Origin of the sequence: Methylobacterium sp. UNC378MF, from assembly GCF_900103195.1 — a bacterium.
GTDB lineage: Bacteria > Pseudomonadota > Alphaproteobacteria > Rhizobiales > Beijerinckiaceae > Methylobacterium.
Window position 1 is genome coordinate 149,975 of the sequence record NZ_FMWU01000015.1, and the last position, 22,195, is coordinate 172,169.

At 70.8% G+C, this 22,195-nt stretch carries 16 protein-coding genes; 12 read left to right on the forward strand and 4 right to left on the reverse strand.

All coding sequences use genetic code 11. The features are described 5' to 3' along the window. Positions 1-2: 2 nt before the first annotated feature. Entirely contained in the window at positions 3-689 is a 687-nt protein-coding gene (locus tag BLT59_RS17150) for a DUF1190 domain-containing protein (protein WP_091782696.1), read from the forward strand. After that, positions 689-1,849, forward strand: a complete 1,161-nt coding sequence (locus BLT59_RS17155; protein ID WP_091782699.1) for a glutathionylspermidine synthase family protein — start codon at positions 689-691, stop codon at positions 1,847-1,849. The genes BLT59_RS17150 and BLT59_RS17155 overlap by 1 nt, the downstream gene beginning before the upstream one ends. Here BLT59_RS17155 and BLT59_RS17160 read toward each other — a convergent pair. After that, positions 1,836-2,474 (reverse strand): HD domain-containing protein, encoded by a 639-nt coding sequence (locus BLT59_RS17160; RefSeq protein WP_091782701.1) that lies wholly within the window; start codon positions 2,472-2,474, stop codon positions 1,836-1,838. The genes BLT59_RS17155 and BLT59_RS17160 overlap by 14 nt on opposite strands. Before the next feature lie 513 nt (positions 2,475-2,987). On the opposite strand from BLT59_RS17160, the gene BLT59_RS17165 reads away from it, so the two are divergent. The 10 genes from BLT59_RS17165 (at position 2,988) to BLT59_RS17215 (ending at position 18,329) form a co-directional block, all read left to right on the forward strand. Beyond that, the gene (locus BLT59_RS17165; protein WP_091782705.1) at positions 2,988-3,947 is read left to right on the forward strand and encodes a YiiG family protein; all 960 of its coding nucleotides are present in this window, start codon (positions 2,988-2,990) and stop codon (positions 3,945-3,947) included. Between the two features lie 312 nt (positions 3,948-4,259). Beyond that, the gene (locus BLT59_RS17175; protein ID WP_091782711.1) at positions 4,260-4,838 is read left to right on the forward strand and encodes a peroxidase-related enzyme; all 579 of its coding nucleotides are present in this window, start codon (positions 4,260-4,262) and stop codon (positions 4,836-4,838) included. 290 nt (positions 4,839-5,128) lie between these two features. After that, on the forward strand, positions 5,129-7,384 hold the full coding sequence (locus tag BLT59_RS17180) for an ATP-binding protein (protein ID WP_091782714.1): 2,256 nt from the start codon (positions 5,129-5,131) through the stop codon (positions 7,382-7,384). 15 nt (positions 7,385-7,399) lie between these two features. Further along, complete coding sequence (locus tag BLT59_RS17185) at positions 7,400-7,861, forward strand: response regulator (protein ID WP_091782717.1); 462 nt, start codon at positions 7,400-7,402, stop codon at positions 7,859-7,861. After that, positions 7,858-9,585, forward strand: coding sequence for a response regulator (locus BLT59_RS17190; RefSeq protein WP_091782721.1), 1,728 nt, complete (start codon positions 7,858-7,860; stop codon positions 9,583-9,585). The genes BLT59_RS17185 and BLT59_RS17190 overlap by 4 nt, the downstream gene beginning before the upstream one ends. 215 nt (positions 9,586-9,800) lie before the next feature. Beyond that, a complete protein-coding gene (locus BLT59_RS17195) occupies positions 9,801-13,031 on the forward strand; it encodes a PAS domain-containing protein (protein WP_091782724.1) in 3,231 nt (1,076 codons plus the stop codon). Between the two features lie 119 nt (positions 13,032-13,150). Next, positions 13,151-14,281, forward strand: a complete 1,131-nt coding sequence (locus BLT59_RS17200) for an FAD-binding domain-containing protein (RefSeq protein WP_091782728.1) — start codon at positions 13,151-13,153, stop codon at positions 14,279-14,281. Between the two features lie 91 nt (positions 14,282-14,372). Next, a complete protein-coding gene (locus tag BLT59_RS17205) occupies positions 14,373-14,978 on the forward strand; it encodes an SOUL family heme-binding protein (protein WP_091782731.1) in 606 nt (201 codons plus the stop codon). Positions 14,979-15,267: 289 nt separating this feature from the next. Further along, positions 15,268-17,874 (forward strand): TonB-dependent receptor, encoded by a 2,607-nt coding sequence (locus BLT59_RS17210; protein ID WP_091782734.1) that lies wholly within the window; start codon positions 15,268-15,270, stop codon positions 17,872-17,874. A 224-nt stretch (positions 17,875-18,098) separates the two neighbouring features. Beyond that, positions 18,099-18,329, forward strand: coding sequence for a DUF6894 family protein (locus BLT59_RS17215; protein WP_091782824.1), 231 nt, complete (start codon positions 18,099-18,101; stop codon positions 18,327-18,329). Positions 18,330-18,378: 49 nt separating this feature from the next. On the opposite strand, the gene paoC is transcribed toward BLT59_RS17215, so the two are convergent. Genes paoC through paoA form a run of 3 tightly spaced genes read right to left on the reverse strand, consistent with a single transcriptional unit; the run spans position 18,379 to position 22,124 of the window. Continuing rightward, positions 18,379-20,598 (reverse strand): aldehyde oxidoreductase molybdenum-binding subunit PaoC, encoded by a 2,220-nt coding sequence (gene paoC / locus BLT59_RS17220; protein WP_091782738.1) that lies wholly within the window; start codon positions 20,596-20,598, stop codon positions 18,379-18,381. 3 nt (positions 20,599-20,601) lie between these two features. Next, entirely contained in the window at positions 20,602-21,552 is a 951-nt protein-coding gene (locus BLT59_RS17225) for an FAD binding domain-containing protein (RefSeq protein ID WP_091782741.1), read from the reverse strand. Further along, positions 21,549-22,124, reverse strand: a complete 576-nt coding sequence (gene paoA, locus BLT59_RS17230; RefSeq protein ID WP_091782743.1) for an aldehyde dehydrogenase iron-sulfur subunit PaoA — start codon at positions 22,122-22,124, stop codon at positions 21,549-21,551. The genes BLT59_RS17225 and paoA overlap by 4 nt, the downstream gene beginning before the upstream one ends. Between the last annotated feature and the right edge of the window lie 71 nt (positions 22,125-22,195).

Below are 22,195 nucleotides of genomic sequence, written 5' to 3' on the forward strand. Positions count from 1 at the left end.
TGATGGAGACCGCGCCCGCTCCCGAAGCCGCCGGCGCGCCAGCAACCGGCTCCACCGCCACCCGCCGCTCCAAGCGCTCGGCCGCCGTGTCGCTGGTTCTGGTCGCCGGTGCGGGCGCGGCCGCCCTGACCCTCGGCGGCCTCGACTCGTCCCAGCGGGAGGAGGAGGCGCTCGTCTACGGGAGTCTCGGCGCCTGCATCGCCCAGCAGCTGCGCAGCGCTGAGGCCTGCATCGCCGCCTACAAGACCGCGCAGGAGACGTACGCGGCGACGGCGCCGCGCTACGAGACCGAGGCCGATTGCCAGCGCCACCACGGGAGCAGCGGCTGCACGCCGGGCGAGCAGGTCACGGCGGCCGCGAATGGCCGCTACCTGCCGGTCATGGCCGCCTTCATGATGGGGCGGACGGACGCTCAGGACCTGCCGATCCAGCCGCTCTACGCGCACGCGCCCGAAGAGGAGCGCGACGCGGCGGGGACGGCCGGACACGGGGGCGGCTACTGCACCGGCGCGGGCGGCCGGGTCGCCTATGCGGGCGGCGCCTCGCGGGTCCATGTCCCTGCCTCGGTCGCCCGCACCACGAGCACGACCCCGCGCACGATCAGCCGCGGCGGCTTCGGCGGCACCGGGCGCGCGACGGCGTTCTCCGGAGGCTCGGGCGGCCGCGCGGGCGGAATCGGAGGCGGCTGATGCGCCGCGTGGCGATCCCGGAGCGGCCCGACTGGCGGCTCCACGCCGCGCGGGCCGGCTTCACCTTCCACACGTTCGACGGCGCTCGCTACTGGGACGAGAGCGCCTATTACGCCTTCAGCCTCGCGGAGATCGAGGACGCCATCGAGGCGCCGAGCGCCGCGCTGCACGATCTCTGCCTTGCCTTCGTGGACCGGGCAGTCCGGGATGAGGCGATTCTCGCCTCGCTGCGGATTCCCGAGCATGCCTGGGACGCGATCCGGGCGAGCTGGGAACGGCGCGATCCCAGCCTGTATGGGCGCTTCGACTTCAGCTACGCGGAGGAAGGGCCGGCCAAGCTCCTCGAGTACAATGCCGATACGCCGACCGCCCTCTACGAGAGCGCGGTCTTCCAGTGGCTGTGGCTGGAGGACGGGCTGGCGCGGGGACGCCTCCCCGTCGGCGCCGACCAGTTCAACACCCTGCACGAGGCGCTGGTCGCGCGCTTCGCCGCGGTGGCGCCGCCGGAGGGTGTCGCCTTCGCGGGCTTCCCCGACGCGCCGGAGGATCGCGGCACGCTGGCCTATCTTCAGGATTGCGCGCTCCAGGCCGGCCGCGCCGCCCCCTTCCTGTCGGTCGAGGCGATCGGGCTCGCGGAGGACGGGCGCTTCGTGGACGAGGCCGGAGCCCCGATCGGCTGCCTGTTCAAGCTTTATCCATGGGAATGGATGTTCGCCGACCGGTTCGGCCGCGCGGTCGGCACGGCGACGACCCGCTTCCTGGAGCCGCCGTGGAAGGCGGTGCTCTCCAACAAGGGGCTGCTGGCGCATCTCTGGGGAATGGAGCCCGGCCATCCCAACCTGCTGCCAACCTTCTTCGAGGAGGACCCCGCCAAGGCCGCGCTGGGCCGGAGCTTCGTCAGGAAACCCCTCTACGGGCGCGAGGGCGCCAACGTGCTGATCGTGCGCGACGGCGCCGTCGCGGCACATGGCGCGGGTCCCTACGGCGGCGAAGGCTACGTGCGGCAGGCCCTGGCCGAATTGCCCAATTTCGCCGGCGGGCGCGCGCTGATCGGCAGCTGGATGGTCGGGGACCGACCCGCCGGCCTGTGCCTGCGCGAATCGGACGGCCTCATCACGACCGACCGGGCCCGCTTCGTACCGCACCTCATCGACCCGTGACCGGATCGCGGGCCTGGGCCGCTGCGCGTCTTCGGTCCAGCGTCGCCAACTCGCGCCGCATGTTCGACCGCGCCGGCCCCTCCAGCTCTGCCCGGGCCTGGTCCGTAAGGAACAGCGGCCGGCCGGATTCGAGGGGCCCGCGCAGGAAGGCCGTGCGCCCCTGTCGGTAGGCCGCCTCGCCGACGGCCGGGATGAACTCCCGTGCCACGCCCGCAGCGTAGTCGTCATAGGCGGCTTGCGCCGCCCCCAGGATCGCCATGTCCATGTCGAGGAAGACGGCGACGTCCGCGGCGAGCGCGGCCGGGAGACCGTCGGGGACGGCATGCCGCTCGGTCGCCCGGATCATCGTCTCGGCCGCCGCCAGCGTGGCCGCCGGGACCAGGCCGTCCATGAGCGTCCGCAGGAGCACGGCGCTGCGGCGCTCGTTGTCGGAGGCGCCCGGCCGGTAGACGGCGTCGTGGAACCAGATCGCCAGTTCTACGGCGTCGGGACTCCGGACAGTCGCGCGGCGGGCGCGGAACGCCTCTAGCAGCGCGTCGACATGCGCCTGGGCGTGATAGACGCGCTGCGGCTCGGCCAGCCGGGCACGCAGATCGGCCAGGATGCGGGGATGGCGGTCGAGCATCGTCCAATCCTCTATCTGATCCGCGTCCGCGGGCCGGGACGGGGTCGCGCCGGTCCCGGGCTCGTCGACGCCCCGTCCAAACGAAGGGGTATGTCGGGCAGCCTCCGGCCGTCGATGCTCCTGGTGTGAGGTCAGGCTGCCGGCGGTGCCTCTCTGCCGGGCCGACGCGCAATCATGCCCGGCGCCCGCCGACCACGGATCGGCCGGATGGGGCAGGATCCGGGACCGCTGCGACGTCCGGCCCCTGAGATTCCGCCCCGGCGGAAATCCTGACGTCCGAATGGACGGCCCGGCTCGATCAGAAATGCGCGTCCGACGGCCGATTCTGTCGGGTCTGGCGAGACCAGCATCTTCGTATAAATGATCAAGCATGTGACTTTTGATTTTCCGCAATGAAGCGCCCTTGTTGGTCTTCGGGTCTATACTGCCCGAATGACACGGGTTTTCGCATCTGGTCTTCATGCCGGACGCCGGCTACATGGGCCGAACGAATCTGGAGGATCCCCTGTGCCCATGAGAACGAGGACCCTGACAGCGGCCACTTGCCGGGTCGTGACGATGCTGCTCGCCGCCTCCCCTGCCCTCGCGCAGGCACCCGCGCCTGCCCCCGCCCCGGCGGGGCAGACGGCCAAGCCCGATGTCGACCCCGCGCAGGAGAGGATCCGCAAGCTCAACGCCTATGTCGGGCTCCTCAACCGGACCTTGCGGGCGCAGGAATCGCTCAGCCGCTATCAGAGCTGGGTCAACATGAAGACCGGTCCGACCGGCCGCGAGCGGACCATCTACGGCCTCTACGGGCTCTACGATGTGCGCGGCGAGATCGCGAAGGCGGAGGCCGCGATGGCGCAGCCGCCCGCGATGCCGGAACTCGACGGCGCCATGAAGAACTACATCGCCACCTACCAGGCGCTCGCCCCGACGATCACCGAGGCGGAGGGCTATTACGAGCGGCAGGATTATCGCGCGGACAAGATGGAGCAGGGCAAAGCGCTCCACGCCAAGCTCGCCGTCGCGGGGCCGGCCTTCCTGGCCGCGCGCGCCAAGGTCGACGCCGTGTTCCGCGTCGAGAAGGAGAAGAGCGACGCCCTCGAACTCGCCGCCATCGAGGCGCGGGAGGGCCGCAAGGCCCGCTGGCACGTCGCGAACGTGATGACCGAGGCGCGCAAGGTCATGGACCTGCTGCCCACCGACGCCAAGCCGGTCGTCGACATGGCCGCCTTCGAGGCCGCACTCGGGCGCTACGCGGTCGCCGTCAAGGACATGGACGGGTACAGCGCCGCCAATCCGAACTCCTTCCACGTGTTTGAGAGCCGGCCGCGCTCGCTCCTGGGTAAGCTGCGCGAATTCGACGCCAAGCTCGCCAGGGCCAAAGGCGACGCCCGCCGCGGCGCCGGGCGCGACGTGACCTGGATCGTCAACGACTACAACACGATGGTCTCGACTGCACAGACGGCCACGACCTTCTCGCGGTGAGCGGGGCGCGTCGCGTAGGCGGGGCGCCGGCCCAAAGCGGACTTCAAGGCGGTCTTCAAGGCAGTCTTGCACCGGGCCGGTGCCCGGCGCGCCCGTCAGCGCGGTCCGCGGCTCGATCCCGTCAGGCGCAGCGCGTTCGCGGCCGTGGTGACGGCCACCTGCCATCGCGCCCGTTCACCCGCGGGGTAGCGGATGCGCCGGGCGACGAAGGTGCCGCCGCGGTCGATTGCGTTGAAGCGACCGTTCGGTCTATCCGCTGCGCGGGACGGCCGGCGGCCCCGGGCGCCGGCTCGATCTGCGAGGAGCGCGCCCATGTCAGCCGAAGACGCCCCGATCGGCCGCTTCCCGGTCCCCCGCCTGGAGGCGCTGCCGGCAGACATCCGCGCGCGGATCGAGGCGGTCCAAGAGAAGTCCGGCTTCATCCCGAACGTGTTCCTGGTCCTCGCCCATCGTCCGGAGGAATTCCGGGCCTTCTTCGCCTATCACGACGCCCTCATGGACAAGCCGGGCAACCTGACCAAGGCCGAGCGCGAGATGATCGTCGTGGCGACATCGGCCATGAATCAGTGCCAGTACTGCGTGATCGCCCATGGTGCGATCCTCCGGATCCGCGCCAAGGACCCGCTGATCGCCGATCAGGTTGCGATCAACTACCGCAAGGCCGACATCACCGATCGGCAGAAGGCGATGCTCGATTTCGCCATGCTGGTCAGCCAGTCCGCGCATCAGGTCGGCGAGGCCGCGTTCGCGGCGCTGAGGGCTCACGGCTTCGACGACGCGGATGCCTGGGATATCGCCGCCATCGCGGCCTTCTTCGGCCTGTCGAACCGGCTGGCCAACGTGACCAACCTGCGGCCCAACCCCGAATTCTACACGCTCGGGCGCGGCTGACCGTGCGGCCGGCCCGCCCGTGCTGTGTATGGTCCCGGGTCGCCGGGACGCTGCCACAGGATCCCTCGCGGGGTCCGGCGAGATCCGGCATCCGGTGCGCGCCGACCGTGTGACCTGGCGTCGCGCGTGCGAGGCGGATCGGGGGCCGTCCGCCTTCGCCGCCCAGGGGCACTCCGCCAAAGAGACCGGAATCCCGCGCGAACCGGTTCTTTAAACCTATAGGAACCGCCCGGATCGGCTGCTAACACGCGTTAACTTTGCAGCCGACCCGATGAGGAGGCGAACCCGGCTTGAACCTTCGAAGTGGCGCAGCCCAGCGTCTCGACCTGACCGCCTGCGACCGCGAGCCCATCCACATCGTCGGCAGCGTCCAGCCGCACGGATTCCTGCTCAGCCTTGATGTCCGGTCCCTCGCCATCGTCCAGGCGAGCGCCAATGCCCCCGCGGCGGCGGTGGTCGGGACCGACCTCGACGCGGCTCTGCCCGAGGTCGCGGCCGTCGTCCGGCGCCACCTCGCGGCGGCGGAGCCCCAGGATGGCGCCCTCTATCTCCGCACCGTGACGCTGGAGACCAATGGCGGCCGCCAAGCCTACGAGGTGGCGGCCCATCGGGTCGACGACCTCGTGGTGCTGGAACTGGAGGAGATCGACACGGACGCGGCCGAGATCGGCGTCGACGTGCTCACGCCGCGCCTGCGGGCCTTCGTCGAGCGCCTGCAGACCGCCCTCACCGTCGAGGACCTTTGCCAGTTCGTCGCCGACGACATCCGCCAGATCACCGGCCTCGACCGCGCCCTCGTCTACCGGTTCGACCGCGACTGGCACGGCACGGTGCTGGCCGAAGCCAGCAACGGCGTGCTGCCCTCCTACCTCGACCTGCGCTTCCCCGCCTCCGACATCCCCGTCCAGGCGCGCGAGCTCTACCGCCGGAACCGGCTGCGCATCATCCCCGATGCCGGCTACGTCCCAGTGCCGATCCGGCCGGCCACCACGCCCTCCGGCATGCCGCTGGATCTCAGCCAGTCGGTGCTGCGCTCGGTCTCGCCGGTCCATGTCGAGTACATGCGCAACATGGGTACGATGGCCTCCATGTCGGTGTCGATCCTCGTGGACGGCGCGCTCTGGGGCCTGATCTCCTGCCACAACCGCGTGCCCAAGCGCGTGCCCCTCCAGGCGCGCAACGCCTGCGACGTGCTCACCCAGATCTTCGCCCTGCAGCTCTCGGCCCGCGAGCGCGGTGCGCAGTCCGAGACGCGTCTGGCGCTCGGCGCCGTGCAGGCGCGCCTTCTCGGATTCATGGCCGAGGAGGACAGCTTCGTCGACGGCCTGCTCAACCATCCCGACGACGTCCTGGCCCTGGTGGACGCCACCGGCGCCGCGGTGGTGACGGCGGATCGCTGCCGGCTGCTCGGAGCGACGCCGTCCGAGCGTGAGGTCCGCGCCCTGTACCGGTGGCTGTCGGAGCGCGACGACGCCGAGGAGGTCTTCATCTCCGAGGCCCTGTCGGAGGCGTTTCCAGCGGCCGCTGACTTCGCCGACCGGGCGAGCGGTCTCCTCGCGATCTCGGTCTCGAAGAAATACGCGAGCTACATCCTCTGGTTCAGGCCCGAGGTGGTGCGGACGGTGAAGTGGGGCGGCAATCCCGTGAAGGCCGTCCAGCCCGACCCGGACGGCGGCGCAGACCGGCTGCACCCGCGCAAGTCGTTCGAGATCTGGAAGGAGACCGTGAAGAGCCGCTCCCTGCCCTGGTCAGTCCCGGAGGTGGAGGCCGCCAAGGATCTGCGCGCCTCGGTGCTCGGCATCGTGCTGCGGCGGGCCGAGGAACTGGCCGCCATGAGCGAGGAGCTGCAGCGTTCGAACAAGGAGCTGGAGGCGTTCTCCTATTCCGTCAGCCACGATCTGCGCGCTCCCTTCCGCCACATCGTCGGCTACGCGAACCTGCTGAAGACCCGCGAGGGCGCTCAGCTCTCCGACAAGGGTCGGCACTACGTGGAGACCATCATCGAGGCGGCTTTCTCGGCCGGAACCCTGGTCGACAGCCTCCTGAGCTTCTCGCAGATGGGCCGGCATGCCCTGAACAAGGTCTGGGGCGACATGAATGCCCTGGTCGAGGAGGTCCGCCGGAAGGTCCTGCGCGACGTCACCCCCGATCGGACCATCCGCTGGGAGATCGCACCGCTCGGCCGCGCCTATGCCGACCCGGTCATGCTGCGGCTCGTCATCGAGAATCTGCTGTCGAACGCGGTGAAATACACCCGTGGCACCTCGGAGGCGGTGATCGCGATGGGCAGCCTCCCGCCCCGGGAGGGCGAGGCGGTCTACTTCGTGCGCGACAACGGCGCCGGCTTCGACATGGCCTATGTCGACAAGCTGTTCGGCGTCTTCCAGCGGCTGCACCGGGTCGAGGAGTTCGAGGGCACGGGCATCGGCCTCGCCAATGTCCGCCGCATCGTCGAGCGCCACGGCGGCCGGACCTGGGCCGAGGGCAAGCTCGGTGAGGGCGCCACCTTCTACTTCACCCTGCCCATCCGGGAGGAGGCGCACTGACATGACGGAACCGACATGGCAGGCCTGAAGCCGATCCTCCTCGTCGAGGATAACCCGAACGACATCGAGCTGACGCTCGCGGCGCTGGAATCGAGCCAGCTCGCCAACGAGATCGTCATCTGCCGCGACGGGGCCGAGGCCCTCGACTTCATCTATCGGAGGGGCGCGCACGAGAAGCGGCAGGCCCAGGATCCCGCGGTGGTGCTGCTCGACCTGAAGCTCCCGAAGGTCGACGGCCTGGAGGTCCTCGCCAAGATTAAGGGTGACCCGGTCACCCGCACGATTCCCGTTGTCATGCTGACCTCCTCCCGCGAGGAGACCGACCTCGTGCGATCCTACGACCTCGGGGTGAACGCCTTCGTGGTGAAGCCGGTCGCCTTCGAGGAATTCTTCGCGGCGATCAAGGAGATCGGCGTGTTCTGGGCCCTCCTCAACGAGCCGCCGCCATACCGGGGAGGCTGGCCATCGAACGCGTGATCGGACATTCCGCGGGCCCGCTGCGCATCCTCCACCTGGAGGACAGCGACCTCGACGCCGAGCTGATCGAGGCCGAGCTGGAGTCGCTCGGGCATCCGATCGCCATCGAGCGGGTGATGACCCGCGACGCCTTCGCCCGCGCGGCGGTCGCCGGCCGGTACGACCTGATCCTGGCGGATTACGTCCTGCCGACCTTCGACGGGGTGAGCGCCCTCGGGATCGCCCGGACGCAATGCCCGGACACCCCGTTCATCTTCTGCTCGGGAACGCTCGGCGAGGATGTGGCCGTCGAGGCCCTCAAGAACGGCGCCACCGACTACGTCGTCAAGCAGCGCCTCGACCGGATGCCGCGCACGATCGTCCGGGCGCTGGCCGAGGCGCGGTCGCGCGCCGACAAGCGCGACGCCGAGGCCGCCCTGCAGGCGCTCAACGAGACCCTGGAGGCGCGCATCGCCGAGCGGACCCGGGAACTCGCGGAGGCGAACGATGCCCTCCAGGCCCAGATCGTCGAGCGGGAGCGGGCGGAGGATGCGCTGCGGCTCGCCCAGCGCCTGGACGCGGTCGGGCAGCTCACGAGCGGCGTCGCGCACGATTTCAACAACCTGCTCACGGTGATCGCCGGCAATATCGAGTTCCTGGAGCGCGCCGTCTCCGACACCCGCTCGAAGCGTCGCCTTGCGATGATGCGCGGGGCCACCGAGCGCGGCGCCCGGCTCACGGCGCAGCTCCTCGCCTTCTCGCGCCGCCAGCGCCTGGAGCCGAAGCCGATCAGCCTCAACCAGACGGTCGCCTCGATGCGGGACCTGCTGCAGAGTTCGATCGGCGGTGCGGTCCGCATCGAGACGACCCTGCAGGCCGACCTGTGGGCCGCCCTGGTCGACGCCACCCAGATCGAGCTCGTGATCCTCAACCTCGCCATCAACGCCCGCGACGCGATGGCGGTCGGCGGCCGGCTCGCCATCGAGACCGCCAATGTCACCGTCACCGGGGCGCCGACGCGGCCCGAGCAGCCGGCGCCCGGCGCCTACGTCATGGTGGCGGTGAGCGATACCGGCACCGGGATGACGCCGGACGTGCTGGCCCGGGTGTTCGAGCCGTTCTTCACCACCAAGGAGGTCGGCAAGGGATCAGGTCTCGGGCTCGCCCAGGTCTACGGCTTCGTCAAGCAATCCGGCGGCGGCATCCGCATCGACACGGTCGCCGGCGAGGGCACCTCGATCAAGGTCTATCTCCCCCGGGCCGCGGAGGCGGAGGGACATGTGCCCCGCATGCCTGTCCCGTCCGAGACCACGCGGACGCATCCGCCCGGCGGCGGGCCCCGGCTCCTGGTGGTCGATGACGACGCCGAGGTGCGCGAGGTGACGACGACCCGCCTGATCGAGGCCGGCTACGCGGTGCGCGAGGCCGCCTCCGGCCTCCAGGCGCTGGCCGCCCTCGAAGCGGATCCGGGCGTCGACCTCGTCGTGATGGACTTCGCCATGCCCGGCATGAACGGGGCCGAGACGGCTCTGGAGGTCCGGAAGCGCTGGCCGGCGCTGCCGGTTCTGTTCGTCACCGGCTTCGCCGACACCACGGCCCTGACCAAGGCCGGCGCCGTCGGCATCGACGGGATCGTACTGAAGCCGTTCCGGGTCGGCGAACTCGAGGGCAAGGTGGCCGCCGCCCTGGCGTCCCGCCCAACGGCGCAGCTCCGCCTGATCTCGGGCCGCGACAGGAGCGCCTGAGGCGTCTTCAGGGCGTCCTCCACACGGGTCGCGGCCATCGGAGGGCCTGACCTGATCGAGGCGGTTGCACCGGCCCGCGCGCTGGGGCACCGATGGGTCTGCGGGCACCGTACGGCCACTCCGCGCCGGTGCGAGGCCGCCCTGTCAGCCGGCCCTGCGACCGGAACGGTGGCGTCAGGCCGAGCGATGCCCATCGTGGAGCCTGTCCCTGTCCCATGTCTGAGACCGTCAGGACCGCGGATCTGCCCTTCCTCGCGGAGGGCGGGGCGATGGGCGCCCGAATGCGCGCCCACGAGTGGTCCGGCTCGCCCCTCGGACCGCCAGACACCTGGCGTCCCTGCCTGCAGGCGACGCTGAGCCTGATCCTGGGATCGCGGTTCCCGATGTTCGTGGCGTTCGGGCCCGACCTCGTCTTCCTCTACAACGACGCCTATGCGGAGATCCTCGGCGACAAGCATCCCGCGGCGCTCGGCGCGCGCTTCCGCGACGTCTGGTCAGAGATCTGGCCGGAGATCGGCCCCCTGATCGACCGGGCGCTCGCAGGCGCGGCGACGTGGTCCGAGAACATGCCGCTGACCATGAACCGGCACGGCTATGACGAGCCGACCTGGTTCACCTTCTCGTACGCGCCGGTGCGCGACGAGGCCGGCCGGGTCGTCGGCCTGCACTGCGCCTGCACGGAGACGACCGGCCGCGTCCAGGCCGAGGCGCGCCTGCGCGAGGCGGAGGCGCGGATCCGGGCGCTCACCGACCACCTCCCGGGCGGCTACGTCTATCAGCTCGCCACGGGCCTGGATGGCGCGGACCGGCGCTTCGTCTACGTCTCGCAGGGCTTCGAGCGCATGACCGGCGTGCCGGCCGAGGCGGTGCTCGCCGACCCGGCCGTCGCCTACGACCTCATCCTTCCGGAATACCGGGCCGGCATCGCCGAGGCCGAGGCCGCCGCGATCCGCGATGTCGCGCATTTCGATGTCGAGGCGCCGATGCGCCGGCCCGACGGCACCCGCGTCTGGACGCGCATCATCTCGGCCCCCCGGCGCGTCGGCGACACCCTGGTCTGGGACGGGCTGCATCTCGACGACACCCTGCGCCGCCGGACCGAGGAGCAGCTGCGGGAGAGCGAGCGGCGCCTGCGGCTGGCCACCGAGTCGGCGGAGATCGGCCTCTGGGACGTCGACGTCGTCGCCGACACCCTGTTCTGGCCGGCGCGGGTCAAGGCCATGTTCGGAATCTCGGCCGAGGTGCCGGTCTCGATGGCCGATTACTACGCGGGCCTGCATCCTGAAGACCGAGAGGCGACGAGCGCGGCCTACGCCTCCGCCCTCGATCCTGCGCGGCGCGCCCTGTACGACGTCGAGTACCGCACCGTCGGCAAGGAGGACGGGGTCGTGCGCTGGATCGCCGCCAAGGGGCGCGGGATCTTCGAGGGCGAACGCTGCGTGCGGGTGATCGGCACGGCGATCGACATCACCGCCCGCAAGCAGGCCGAGGAGGCCCTGCGCGCCAGCGAGGCGCAGTTCCGGGTCCTGTCGCAGGTGCTGCCGAACTTCGTCTGGGCGACCGACGCGGCCGGGGCGGCGAACTGGTTCAACGAGCGCGTCTACGCCTATGCGGGCCGGGAGCCCGGCACCCTCGAGGGCGCGGGCTGGCGGGGGATCATCCATCCCGACGATCAGGACCGGGTCGCCGCGGAATGGCGGGCGGCCGTCCGATCGCGGGCCGACTACCAGTCCGAGTACCGCCTGCGCCGCGCCGACGGCACCTATCGCTGGTTCCTGGCGCGGGCGCAGCCGGTCCTGGCGGCGGACGGCACGGTCACCCGCTGGGTCGGCACCAGCACCGACATCGACGACCAGAAGCGGCTCATGGCCGAGCTCGTGCGCTTCAACGAGACCCTGGAGCAGCGCGTGGCCGAGCGCACGGCCGAGCACGACCGGGTCTGGCGCAACTCGCGCGACCTGCTGGCCGTCATCGGGGCCGACGGCATCTTCCGCGCGGTCAATCCGGCCTGGCACACCATTCTCGGGCACGAGCCGGCCGAGGTGGTCGGCCACAGCTTCCTGGACTTCATCTGGCCCGAGGATGCGGGCCCGACCCAGGCGGCGCTCGAAGCCGCCGCGGCCGCGCGCGACCTGACCGATTTCGAGAACCGCTACCGGCACAAGGACGGCACCCCGCGCCTGATCTCCTGGCGCACCTCCGTCGAGGGCGACCGCGTCTACGCCTACGGCCGCGACGTCACCGCCGAGAAGGCCCAGGCCGAGGCACTCCGGCACGCCGAGGAGGCGCTACGGCAGTCGCAGAAGCTGGAAGCGGTGGGCCAGCTCACGGGCGGCGTGGCGCACGACTTCAATAACCTCCTGACGATCATCCGCTCGTCGGTGGACTTCCTGCGCCGGCCGGATCTCGCGGAGGAACGCCGGTCCCGCTACCTCAACGCCGTCTCGGAGACGGTGGACCGTGCGGCCAAGCTCACCGGGCAGCTCCTCGCCTTCGCCCGACGGCAGGCGCTGAAACCCGAGACCCTCGATGTCGGGGCGCGGCTGCGCGGCGTGGCCGACCTGCTCGATACGGTCACGGGGGCCCGCATCACGGTGGTGACCGAGCTACCGGACCATCCCTGCTTCGTCCGGGTGGACCTCAGCCAGTTCGAGACCGCCCTGGTCAACATGGCGGTGAACGCCCGGGACGCGATGGACGGCGCCGGCACGCTGACCCTGCGGCTGCGCTGCGGCGCGGCGCTGCCGCCGATCCGCGGCCATGCGGGCGCTGCCGGGCCGTTCGCGGCGATCGCCCTCGTCGACACCGGCACCGGCATCGGGCCGGACGTCCTGGCGCGGGTGTTCGAGCCGTTCTTCACCACCAAGGAAGTCGGCAAGGGTACCGGCCTCGGCCTGTCCCAGGTCTTCGGCTTCGCCAAGCAGTCGGGCGGCGACGTCGCCGTGGAGAGCGCGCCCGGCCGCGGCGCGACCTTCACGCTCTACCTGCCGCAGGTCGAGCCCGAGCCGTCCGGCGGCGATGCTGCCGCGGAGACGGCCGAGATCGATCCGGGCGGCGCGGGGCAGCGGGTGCTGGTGGTGGAGGACAATATCGAGGTCGGCCGCTTCGCCACGCAGATCCTGGAGGATCTCGGCTACGCCACGACCTGGGCGGCGAATGCCGAGGAGGCGCTCGATCAGCTCGGGGCCGACGGCGCGACCTTCGACGTCGTGTTCTCGGACGTGGTCATGCCCGGCATGGGCGGGATCGAACTGGCCCGGATCCTCCGTCGGCGGATGCCGCACCTGCCGGTGGTGCTGGCATCCGGCTACAGCCATGTCCTCGCCCAGGAAGGGACCCGCGGCTTCGAATTGCTGCACAAGCCATACTCGGCCGACCAGGTCTCGCGCGTGCTGCGCAAGGTCATCGGCAGGAGGCGGGCGCGGCCGAAACCCACGCGGACCTGACGCACGGGCGGATCCAGCCGGGGCAGACCTGCACCGGGGCGAACCTGCACCGGGACCGAATCGTGACATGCCGGGCGTCGGGCCGCTGCCGGGCGAGATCGGGGTCCTAGATCAGGTCCATGTCCCCGCCGTTTCCCATGACCCGCGCGGCCGGCCTTGAGGCCCTGGCGGCCTTCCTGGCCGGTCCCGGCGCCGCCTATACCGCGGCTCGCAACACCGATCGCGGGCCCGGCGCGACGCCGACAACCTCCGCCCTGTCGCCCTACCTGCGCCGCCGGTTGCTGACCGAGGACGAGGTCGCCCGGGCGGCGCAGCGCGCCTTCGGCCCCGCGGGTGCGGCGGCCTTCGTCTCGGAGGTGTTCTGGCGAACCTATTTCAAGGGCCATCTCGAAACCCATCCTGGCGCCTGGACGGCGTATCGCGACGGGCTGGCGGCCGCGCGGGCGCGCCTTTCGGCCGAGCCCGGCCTGCGCCGGACCTACGAACAGGCTGCGGCGGGGCGCACGGGCCTCGATGGCTTCGATGCCTGGGCCTCCCACCTCACCCAGGAGGGCTGGCTGCACAACCACGCCCGCATGTGGTTCGCCTCGATCTGGATATTCACCCTGCGCCTGCCCTGGGAGCTGGGGGCCGACCTGTTCCTGCGGCACCTGCTCGACGGCGACCCGGCCAGCAACACCCTGTCCTGGCGGTGGGTGGCCGGCCTCCACACCCGGGGCAAACCCTACCGCGCGCGACGCGACAACATCCGGCACTACACCGACGGGCGCCACGATCCCGCCGGGCTCGACGAGACCGCCGCGCCGCTGGAGGAGGCGATGCCGCCGCGGGAGGTGCCCCTTGCCCCGGCCGATTCCCCGCCCGACGGCGCGGTCGCCCTGCTGCTGCATCTCGACGACCTGCATCCCGAGAGCCTCCCCCTCGGGCCCGCGGGGGTGGCCCGCATTGGCGGCCTGCTCGCCCACGCCGAGGGGGCGGTCGACCAAGTCCGCGCGGCCGACGCGGCGGCTCTGGCCGACGCCCTGGCCCGCGCCGAGGCCCATTTCGGCTGCCCGGCCGCGCCCGTGCACGACGGCTGGGCCGGCGCGCTGCCTGTGGTAACTCCCTGGGCACCGGTCGGCCCCTCGGCGGAGGCCCTGCCGCCGGGCTGCCTCCGGGTCCGCCGATCCTGGGATTCCCGGGCTTGGCCCCTGGCCACCCGCGGCTTCTTCCGCCTCCGGAGCGCGATCCCCGATCTGATGGGGGCCTGATGCCGCAGCCCGGAGGCGACCGGCAGGCGCGGCGCCATCTGTTCGAAAGGCCGCACGGGCGGCGCCTGCGCCCGCTCTCGGAGGTTCCGCCATGGACAGGGTCATGTACGCGCTCGTCACCCTGTTGGAGGCGATCCTCGGGATCTTCGGCGTGCGGGCGCTCTACGAGCAGCCCGCCTACACGGTCGTCGAGCGCCTCGACCGCGGGGTCGAGATCCGGTCCTACGCGCCGCGCCGCGCGGTCGAGACCGACGCACGCGGGCAGGGCGACGGCGACGCCTTCGGGCGGCTGTTCCGCTACATCACCGGCGCGAACCGGGCGGGCGAGCGCATCGCCATGACGGCGCCGGTGGAGAGCGGCGGCCAGCGCATCGCCATGACGGTCCCGGTGGAGCAGGCCGGGACCGGCACGATGCGGTTCTTCCTGCCGCGCTCGGTGGCGGCGGCCGGGGCGCCGGCGCCGACCGAGCCGGGGGTCCGGCTGGTCGAGGTCCCGGCCGAGCGGATCGCGGCCCTGCGCTTCTCCGGCCGCCTCACCCCGGAGGCGCGGGCCGCGCAGACGCGCATCCTCGCCGCGGTCCTGGCGGCGGCCGGCCGCGCACCGGCGGGGGCGCCGTTCGTCATGGGGTACGACCCGCCCTTCGCGATCCCGTTCCTGCGCCGGAACGAGGTCGCCGTCCGCCTGTCCCCGCCGTGAGCCCGGGTCTTGTCCCGGCGGCCGGGCGCAGGGCATCGGACGCCGCCGCCCGCCACCGCTCTCATTGCGCAATTATCCCGGGATATTCTTCACAATAGTCCCGAAGACTTGCGCTAATCTTTGCGCTTTGTGGACTTTGCGCCACAGACCCGATCATTCGCGCCTCCAGATCGTCCCCGACGGGGATTAAACAGAATGTGAATTGAGATCGCGACCCGGCCCGAGATCAGTGAGGCTCACGCAGCCGACGAGAAGCGGCGCGTGCCATGAATTCAGGTTGGGGGAAGATATGCGTGCCCTGCGAGGCAGCTTGATCGCGTCCGTGGCGCTGTTGCCCGGTGTCGCGCAAGCTCAACAAGCCGTCACCCTCGGTGAGATCAGCGTCGTCTCGACGTCGCCGCTGGGTGTGGGCGGCGGCAATTCCAGCGGCGCGCAGAACCTCGACACCCTCGCCCAGGACGCGCCGATGCTGCCGGTCCCGGCCGGCGGGGTGCGGCTGCGCGGCTCCGAGCAGCCGCTCAACAAGATCCCCAGCACCGTCGAGACCGTCACGGCGCGGCAGATCGCGGTCGATCAGGGCTCCGACAACGTGATCGCCACGCTGGCGCGGCGGACCCCCGGGGTGAACCTCAACGATTCGCAGGGCAACGCGAACCGGGTCGACCTCAGCTACCGCGGCTTCACGGCCTCGTCGGTGCAGGGCGTGCCGCAGGGGCTGGCCGTCTACCAGAACGGCGTGCGCATCAACGAGGCCTTCGGCGACGTCGTCAATTTCGACCTGATCCCCCCGCAGGCGATCCAGCGCATCGACGTCGTCACCGGCAACCCGGTCTTCGGCCTCAACGCCCTCGGCGGCGCGGTCAACATCCAGATGAAGAACGGCTTCACCTGGCAGGGCACCGAGATCTCAGCCTGGGGCGGATCGGACGCGCGCACCGCCGGCTACCTCGAGTACGGCAAGATCTCCGGCCCCTGGAGCTTCTACGTCACCGGCGACGGCCTGAACGACCGCGGCTGGCGCTACCAGAACCCAAGCACGATCGGCCGGCTCTACGGCGATATCGGCTACCGCTCGCAGGATTCGGAGTTCCACCTGATCGGGCTCGCTGCCCGCAGCTTCTACGGCGCGGCCGCGGCCACGCCGGTGGACTTCACCCATCTCGATCCGCGGGCGATCTTCACCTACCCGCAGACCCAGACGACGCAGGTCGGCACGCTCCAGCTGACCGGCCGGGTCGACCTCTCGCCGACCTGGGATCTCGCCGGCAACGCCTATTACCGGCGCTTCAGCGAGACCTACGTCGACGGCAACCAGGGTAACTTCGAGAATTGCAGCAGCCGCTCAAGCTTCCGGGGCTTCCTCTGCTACCAGGACGACGCGTTCAACGTGAACGCGCCGCCCACCAGCCAGGTGGCGGCGCGCCGGGCCTACGCCAACCAGTTCGCGATCCTCGGCCTGAACAACCGGACGATCCCGTTCCTGCGGAACATCCCGTACGGCACGATCGACACGACCCTCACCCAGGCCGAATCCTACGGCGGCTCGCTCCAGGCGGCCAACCGCGACCGGATCTTCGGCCTGAACAATGCCTTCGTGGTCGGCGGCAGCGTCGACGCCTCCACCTTCGCGTTCAAGTCGTCCAGCACCCTGGGCGTGATCAACCCGAACCTGTCGATCACCACCGACCCGAACAACCCGTATTACGGCACGATCCCGGGCCTCGGCACGCCGGACATCCGCACCCTCGGGGCGATCGGCCTCGCGCCGAGCAATGTCAGCGGCTCGACCCTGTATCTCGGCCTCTACGCCACCGACACGCTGGACGTGACTGGCCGGCTGTCGCTGACCGGCGGCTTCCGGCTCAACTACGCCCGCATCCAGACCCGGGACCAGACCGGGTTCTCGCCGGACGTGACCGGCGCCCACGAGTATACCAAGGTCAACCCGCTCGCGGGCCTGACCTACCAGTTCGACCCGGCGCTCAACCTCTACGGCAGCTACTCGGAGTCGAACCGCGCGCCGACCCCGCTGGAACTGTCCTGCTCAAGCCCGACCCAGCCGTGCCTGCTGCCGAACTCGCTGGTGGCGGATCCGCCGCTCAAGCAGGTCACCGGCCGGACCTACGAGGCCGGCTTCCGCGGCGTGATCCCGGCCTTCCTGTCCGGCGGCGCCCTCACCTACAAGGCCGGTGTCTACCGCACCGACCTGACCAACGACCTCTATCAGGTCGCCGTCGCCGGCAACGCCGCCCGCGCCTACTACATCAACGTCCCGGCGACCCGGCGCCAGGGTATCGAGGTCAGCGCCGAGTACGCGGTCACGCCTGACCTGCTGGTCTACGCCAACTACGCCCTGGTCGACGCGACCTTCCAGTTCAACGCGACCCTCTCGTCGCCCAACAACCCGCTGGCGAGCACGGGTGCGGCCGGCGGCGCCGTGGGCGGCGACGTGATCCCGAACGGCGGCATCCGCGTCCGGCCGGGCGACAAGATCCCGCTGATCCCCGATCATCAGATCAAGGCGGGCTTCGAGTACAGCATCACCCCGAACTGGCGCTTCGGCCTCAACGTCTCGGCCTTCTCGTCGTCCTACTACCGGGGCGACGAATCGAACCTCAACCGCAAGCTGCCGGCCTACTACGTGATGAACCTGACGACGAAGTATCAGGTCAGCAAGAACCTGGAGATCTTCGGGCTGATCACCAACCTGACCAACAACCGCTACGCCACGTTCGGCACCTTCGCGGAGACGGGGACGGTCGCCGGCAACCTGTCGATCAACGACCCGCGGACCACGACCCTGGCGCAGCCGCTCTCGATCTACGCCGGCCTGACCTACCGGTTCGGGGCGGATCCGGTGCCGATGGCGCCGGAGCCGATCATCCGGAAGTACTGATCCCGTCCAGAAAACGACGATGGGCGGGGCCGCGGGATCCGCGGTCCCTCTCCTGTTTCGAATCCCCGGATTCATCAGGTCTAGGGGTCTTCGCGGCCGAGAGATAAGGCCCGGTCTTTCAAACTCAGATGCGTGCGGCCGCCGATCCGATCTGTATCCATGCTCGGCCGCTGGTGAGGCTTGCGGGCGCCCCCGCCCCGATCATCCCGATCCCGGAGATCCCCGTGCCGCGCTACTTCATCGACACCGCTGACCACGTCGAGGTCCGGGACGACGAGGGCAGCGTGCTGGCGGACCGGGCGGCCCTGCGGGACCTGCTGCGCCGGACCCTGACGGCGCTCCTGCACGACGAGGGCGCGGCGACCGGGGTGAACGACTTCACCGCCCGGGCCTACGACGAGGACGGCCGCCTCGTGATGCGGGCCCGGGCCAGCTTCCACATCGTGGACCCGTAGAGCGGGCCTTCGCGGGGACGCCCGGTACCGGGCGTCCCCGCAGACCGGCTCAGGCCGCGTCCGGCATGCGGTCGAGGAGTTTGTCGAGTGTGATCGGGTAATCGCGCACGCGGATGCCGGTGGCGTTGTAGATCGCGTTCGCCACCGCGGCGCCGACCCCCGAGATGCCGAGTTCGCCCACGCCCTTGGCCTTCATGGGCGAGGACATCGGGTCGACCTCGTCGAGGAAGATCACCTCCTGGTGCGGGATGTCGGCGTGGACCGGCACCTCGTAGCCGGCGAGGTCGTGATTGGCGAAGAAGCCGCGCTTGGTGTCGACCGCCAGCTCCTCCATCAGCGCCGCGCCGGTGCCCATGACCATCCCGCCGATCACCTGGCTGCGGGCGGATTTCGGGTTGAGGATGCGCCCGGCCGCGCAGACCGCCAGCATCCGCCGGACCCGCACCTCCGCCGTATAGGCATCGACCGCGACCTCGACGAAGTGGGCCCCGAAGGTCGAGACCTGCTGCGTCTTCGAGAACTTGCCGAACTCGATCGCGTCCTCGGCCACGAGCTCGCCGTCGGCGGCGGCCTGGGACAACGGGATGGCGCGGTTGCCGGCGCGGACCTCGCCATCCTCGAACACCGCGTCGGTGGCGTTGAAGCCGAGCTTCTGCGCCACCGCCTCCCGCAGCTTCACGCAGGCCGCGTAGACGCCCGCGGTCGACGAGTTGGCGCCGAACTGCCCGCCCGAGCCGGACGAGACCGGGAAGTCCGAGTCGCCGAGCCGGGCCACGACCCGGTCGAGGGGCACGCCCATCATCTCGGCGGCGGTCTGCGCGATGATCGTGTAGCTGCCGGTGCCGATATCGGTCATGTCGGTCTCAACCGTGACCGTGCCGTCGGCGGAAAGCCGCACCCGGGCGCCCGACTTCAGCACCATGTTGTTGCGGAACGCCGCCGCCATGCCGTGCCCGACGAGCCACTGCCCGTCCCGGACCTGCCCGGGCTTCGGGTTGCGCTTGGCCCAGCCGAACCGTTCCGCGCCGAGCTTCAGGCAGCCCACGAGGTCGCGGTGCGAGAAGGCGCGGTCCGGCTGGTTCGGATCGACCTGGGTGTCGTTGCGGATGCGGAATGCCACCGGGTCGAGGCCGAGCTTTTCGGCCATCTCGTCCATGGCGACTTCGAGCACCGCCAGGCCCGGGGCCTCGCCGGGCGCCCGCATGGCATTGCCCTCGGGCAGGTCGAGATGCGCGAGCTTCATGGCGGTCAGGCGGTTCGCCCCGGCGTAGAGGAACTTGGTCTGGTTGACCGCCGTCTCGGGATCGCCATCCGGCAGGTTGCCGGAGGTGCTCTCGTGAGCAATCGCGGTGATGGTTCCGTCCTGCGTGGCGCCGATCCGGACCCGCTGGATCGTGGCCGGCCGGTGGGTAGTATTGTTGGCGATGAGCGGCCGCGTCAGCGCCACCTTCACGGGCCGCTTCGCCGCCTTGGCGGCCAGCGCCGCCAGCACCGCGTCGGCGCGCACGAACAGCTTGCCGCCGAAGCCGCCGCCGACATAGGGCGCGTCGAGCCGGACCTTGTCCTTCGGCAGGGCGAGCATCTTGGCGAGGCTGCCGTGGCCCCAGCCGATCATCTGGTTGGAGGTCCAGAGCGTGACCTTGTCGCCGTGCCAGGCCGCCGTGGTGGCGTGCGGCTCCATCATCGCGTGGCTCTCGTCGGCGGTCGTGTAGGTCGCGTCGAGGGTCACGGGGGCCTGCGCGAAGGCGCCCTCGAAATCGCCGACGCGCTCCTCGCCGTTCCCGCCGCTGCCCTCGCCGCTATCGGCCGGGACCGGCTCGGCCGATTTCGCCGCTTCGGTGAGGTCGAATGCGCCGGCTTCGGGGGCGTAATCGACCTTGACCAGGAAGGAGGCCGCCCGGGCCTGCTCGAAGGTCTCGGCCACCACGACGGCGATCGCCTGATGGTAGTGCTGGATCACGTCGCCCCCGAACAGGTAGGCGACGTTCATGACGCCGCGCTCGATCCGGGGCGTGTCGAGGGTCGTGACGATCGCGATGACGCCGGGAGCAGCCTGAGCCGCCGCGGTATCGATGCGGTGCACGCGCCCCTTGGCGATGGCCGAGCCGATCACGTAGCCGTAGGCGGCGTCAGGAGCCACGTCGTGGCGCTCGTAGGCATAGGGCGCGGTGCCGGTCGTCTTGTACTTGCCGTCGATGCGGTCGGTGGGCTGGCCCACGACCTTGAGGCGGTCGATCGGATTCAGGCCCGCGGGGGAGTCGAACTTCATGGCTCAGGCCCTCGCTTGGTTGAGCGCCGCGGAGAGGGTCCGCTCGGCGAGCTTCAGCTTGAACGCATTCTCGGGCGTCGGCTTGGCGTCGGCGAAGACCTGATCGGTCACCGCTTTGGCGCCCTTCGGGAGATCGGCCTCGGCGGTCTCGACCCGCCAGGGCTTGTGGGCGACGCCGCCGAAGGCGACGTGGCCGGTGCCGTCCCTGGCCAAGATGGCGGCCACCGAGACCAGCGCGTAGGCGTAGGAGGCGCGGTCGCGGACCTTGCGGTAGATGTGCGTGCCGGCCACCGGCTTCGGCAGCGTCACCGCGGTGATCAGCTCGCCGGGCTCGAGGTTGGTGTCGCGCTCGGGCGCGTCGCCGGGCAGGCGGTGAAATGCGGCGATCGGGATCCGGCGCGCGGTGCCGGAGGCGTCGATCGTCTCGACCGTCGCGTCGAGCACCCGCATGGCCACCGCCATGTCGCCCGGATGCGTGGCGATGCAGGCCTCGCTGCCACCGATCACCGCGAGCGACCGGTTCACGCCGTCGAGCGCCGCGCAACCGGAGCCCGGCCGGCGCTTATTGCAGGCCTGGGCGGTGTCGTAGAAATACGGGCAGCGGGTCCGCTGGAGCAGGTTCCCGGCGGTGGTCGCCTTGTTGCGCAGCTGCCCGGAGGCACCCGCGAGGAGCGCTCGGGCGAGAACCCCGTAATCCTTGCGCACCCGCGGATGGGCGGCAAGGTCGGTGTTGCGCACCAGCGCACCGACGCGCAGGCCGCCCTCCTCGGTCGGCTCGACCGTGTCGAGGCCCAGCCCATTCACGTCCACGAGGTGGCGCGGCGTCTCGATCTGCAGCTTCATCAGGTCGAGCAGGTTGGTGCCGCCGGCGATGAACTTGGCGTCCGGCGTGGCGGCGACGGCGGCGGCCGCCTCGGCGGGCGAGCTGGGGCGCTCGTAGGTGAAGGACTTCATGCCCGCGCTCCCGCGACTTCGGTCATCGCCTCGACGATGTTGGAATAGGCGCCGCAGCGGCAAATGTTGCCGCTCATGCGCTCGCGGATCTCCGCCTCGGTCACCTGAGGCGCGGCGCCGAGATCCGCGGTGACGTGGCTCGGGATGCCGGCCTTGATCTCTTCCAGCACCGCGACCCCCGAGCAGATCTGGCCCGGCGTGCAGTAGCCGCACTGATAGCCGTCGTGCCGGATGAAGGCCGCCTGCATCGGGTGCAGGTTGTCCGGCTGGCCGAGCCCCTCGATGGTGGTGATCTCGGCGCCCTGGTGCATGATTGCCAGCGTCAGGCAGGCATTGATGCGCCGGCCGTCGACGATCATCGTGCAGGCGCCGCACTGGCCGTGGTCGCAGCCCTTCTTGGATCCGGTGAGGTGCAGGTGCTCGCGCGCGGCATCGAGCAGGCTGGTGCGGGTGTCGAGTTCGAGCGTGCGCCGCTCGCCGTTAACTGTGAACGTGACCGGGACGAGAACCGGTGCGTCGGTCCGTGCGGTTCTGGCACCCGGGTCCCTGGGCGCGGCGGCAGCTCCCACCATCAAGTCTCTCTCCGGTTCAGGTTACACAGGCGGGACGGAGCATCTCGGTCTCCGGGCCCGGCGCGGCAGTC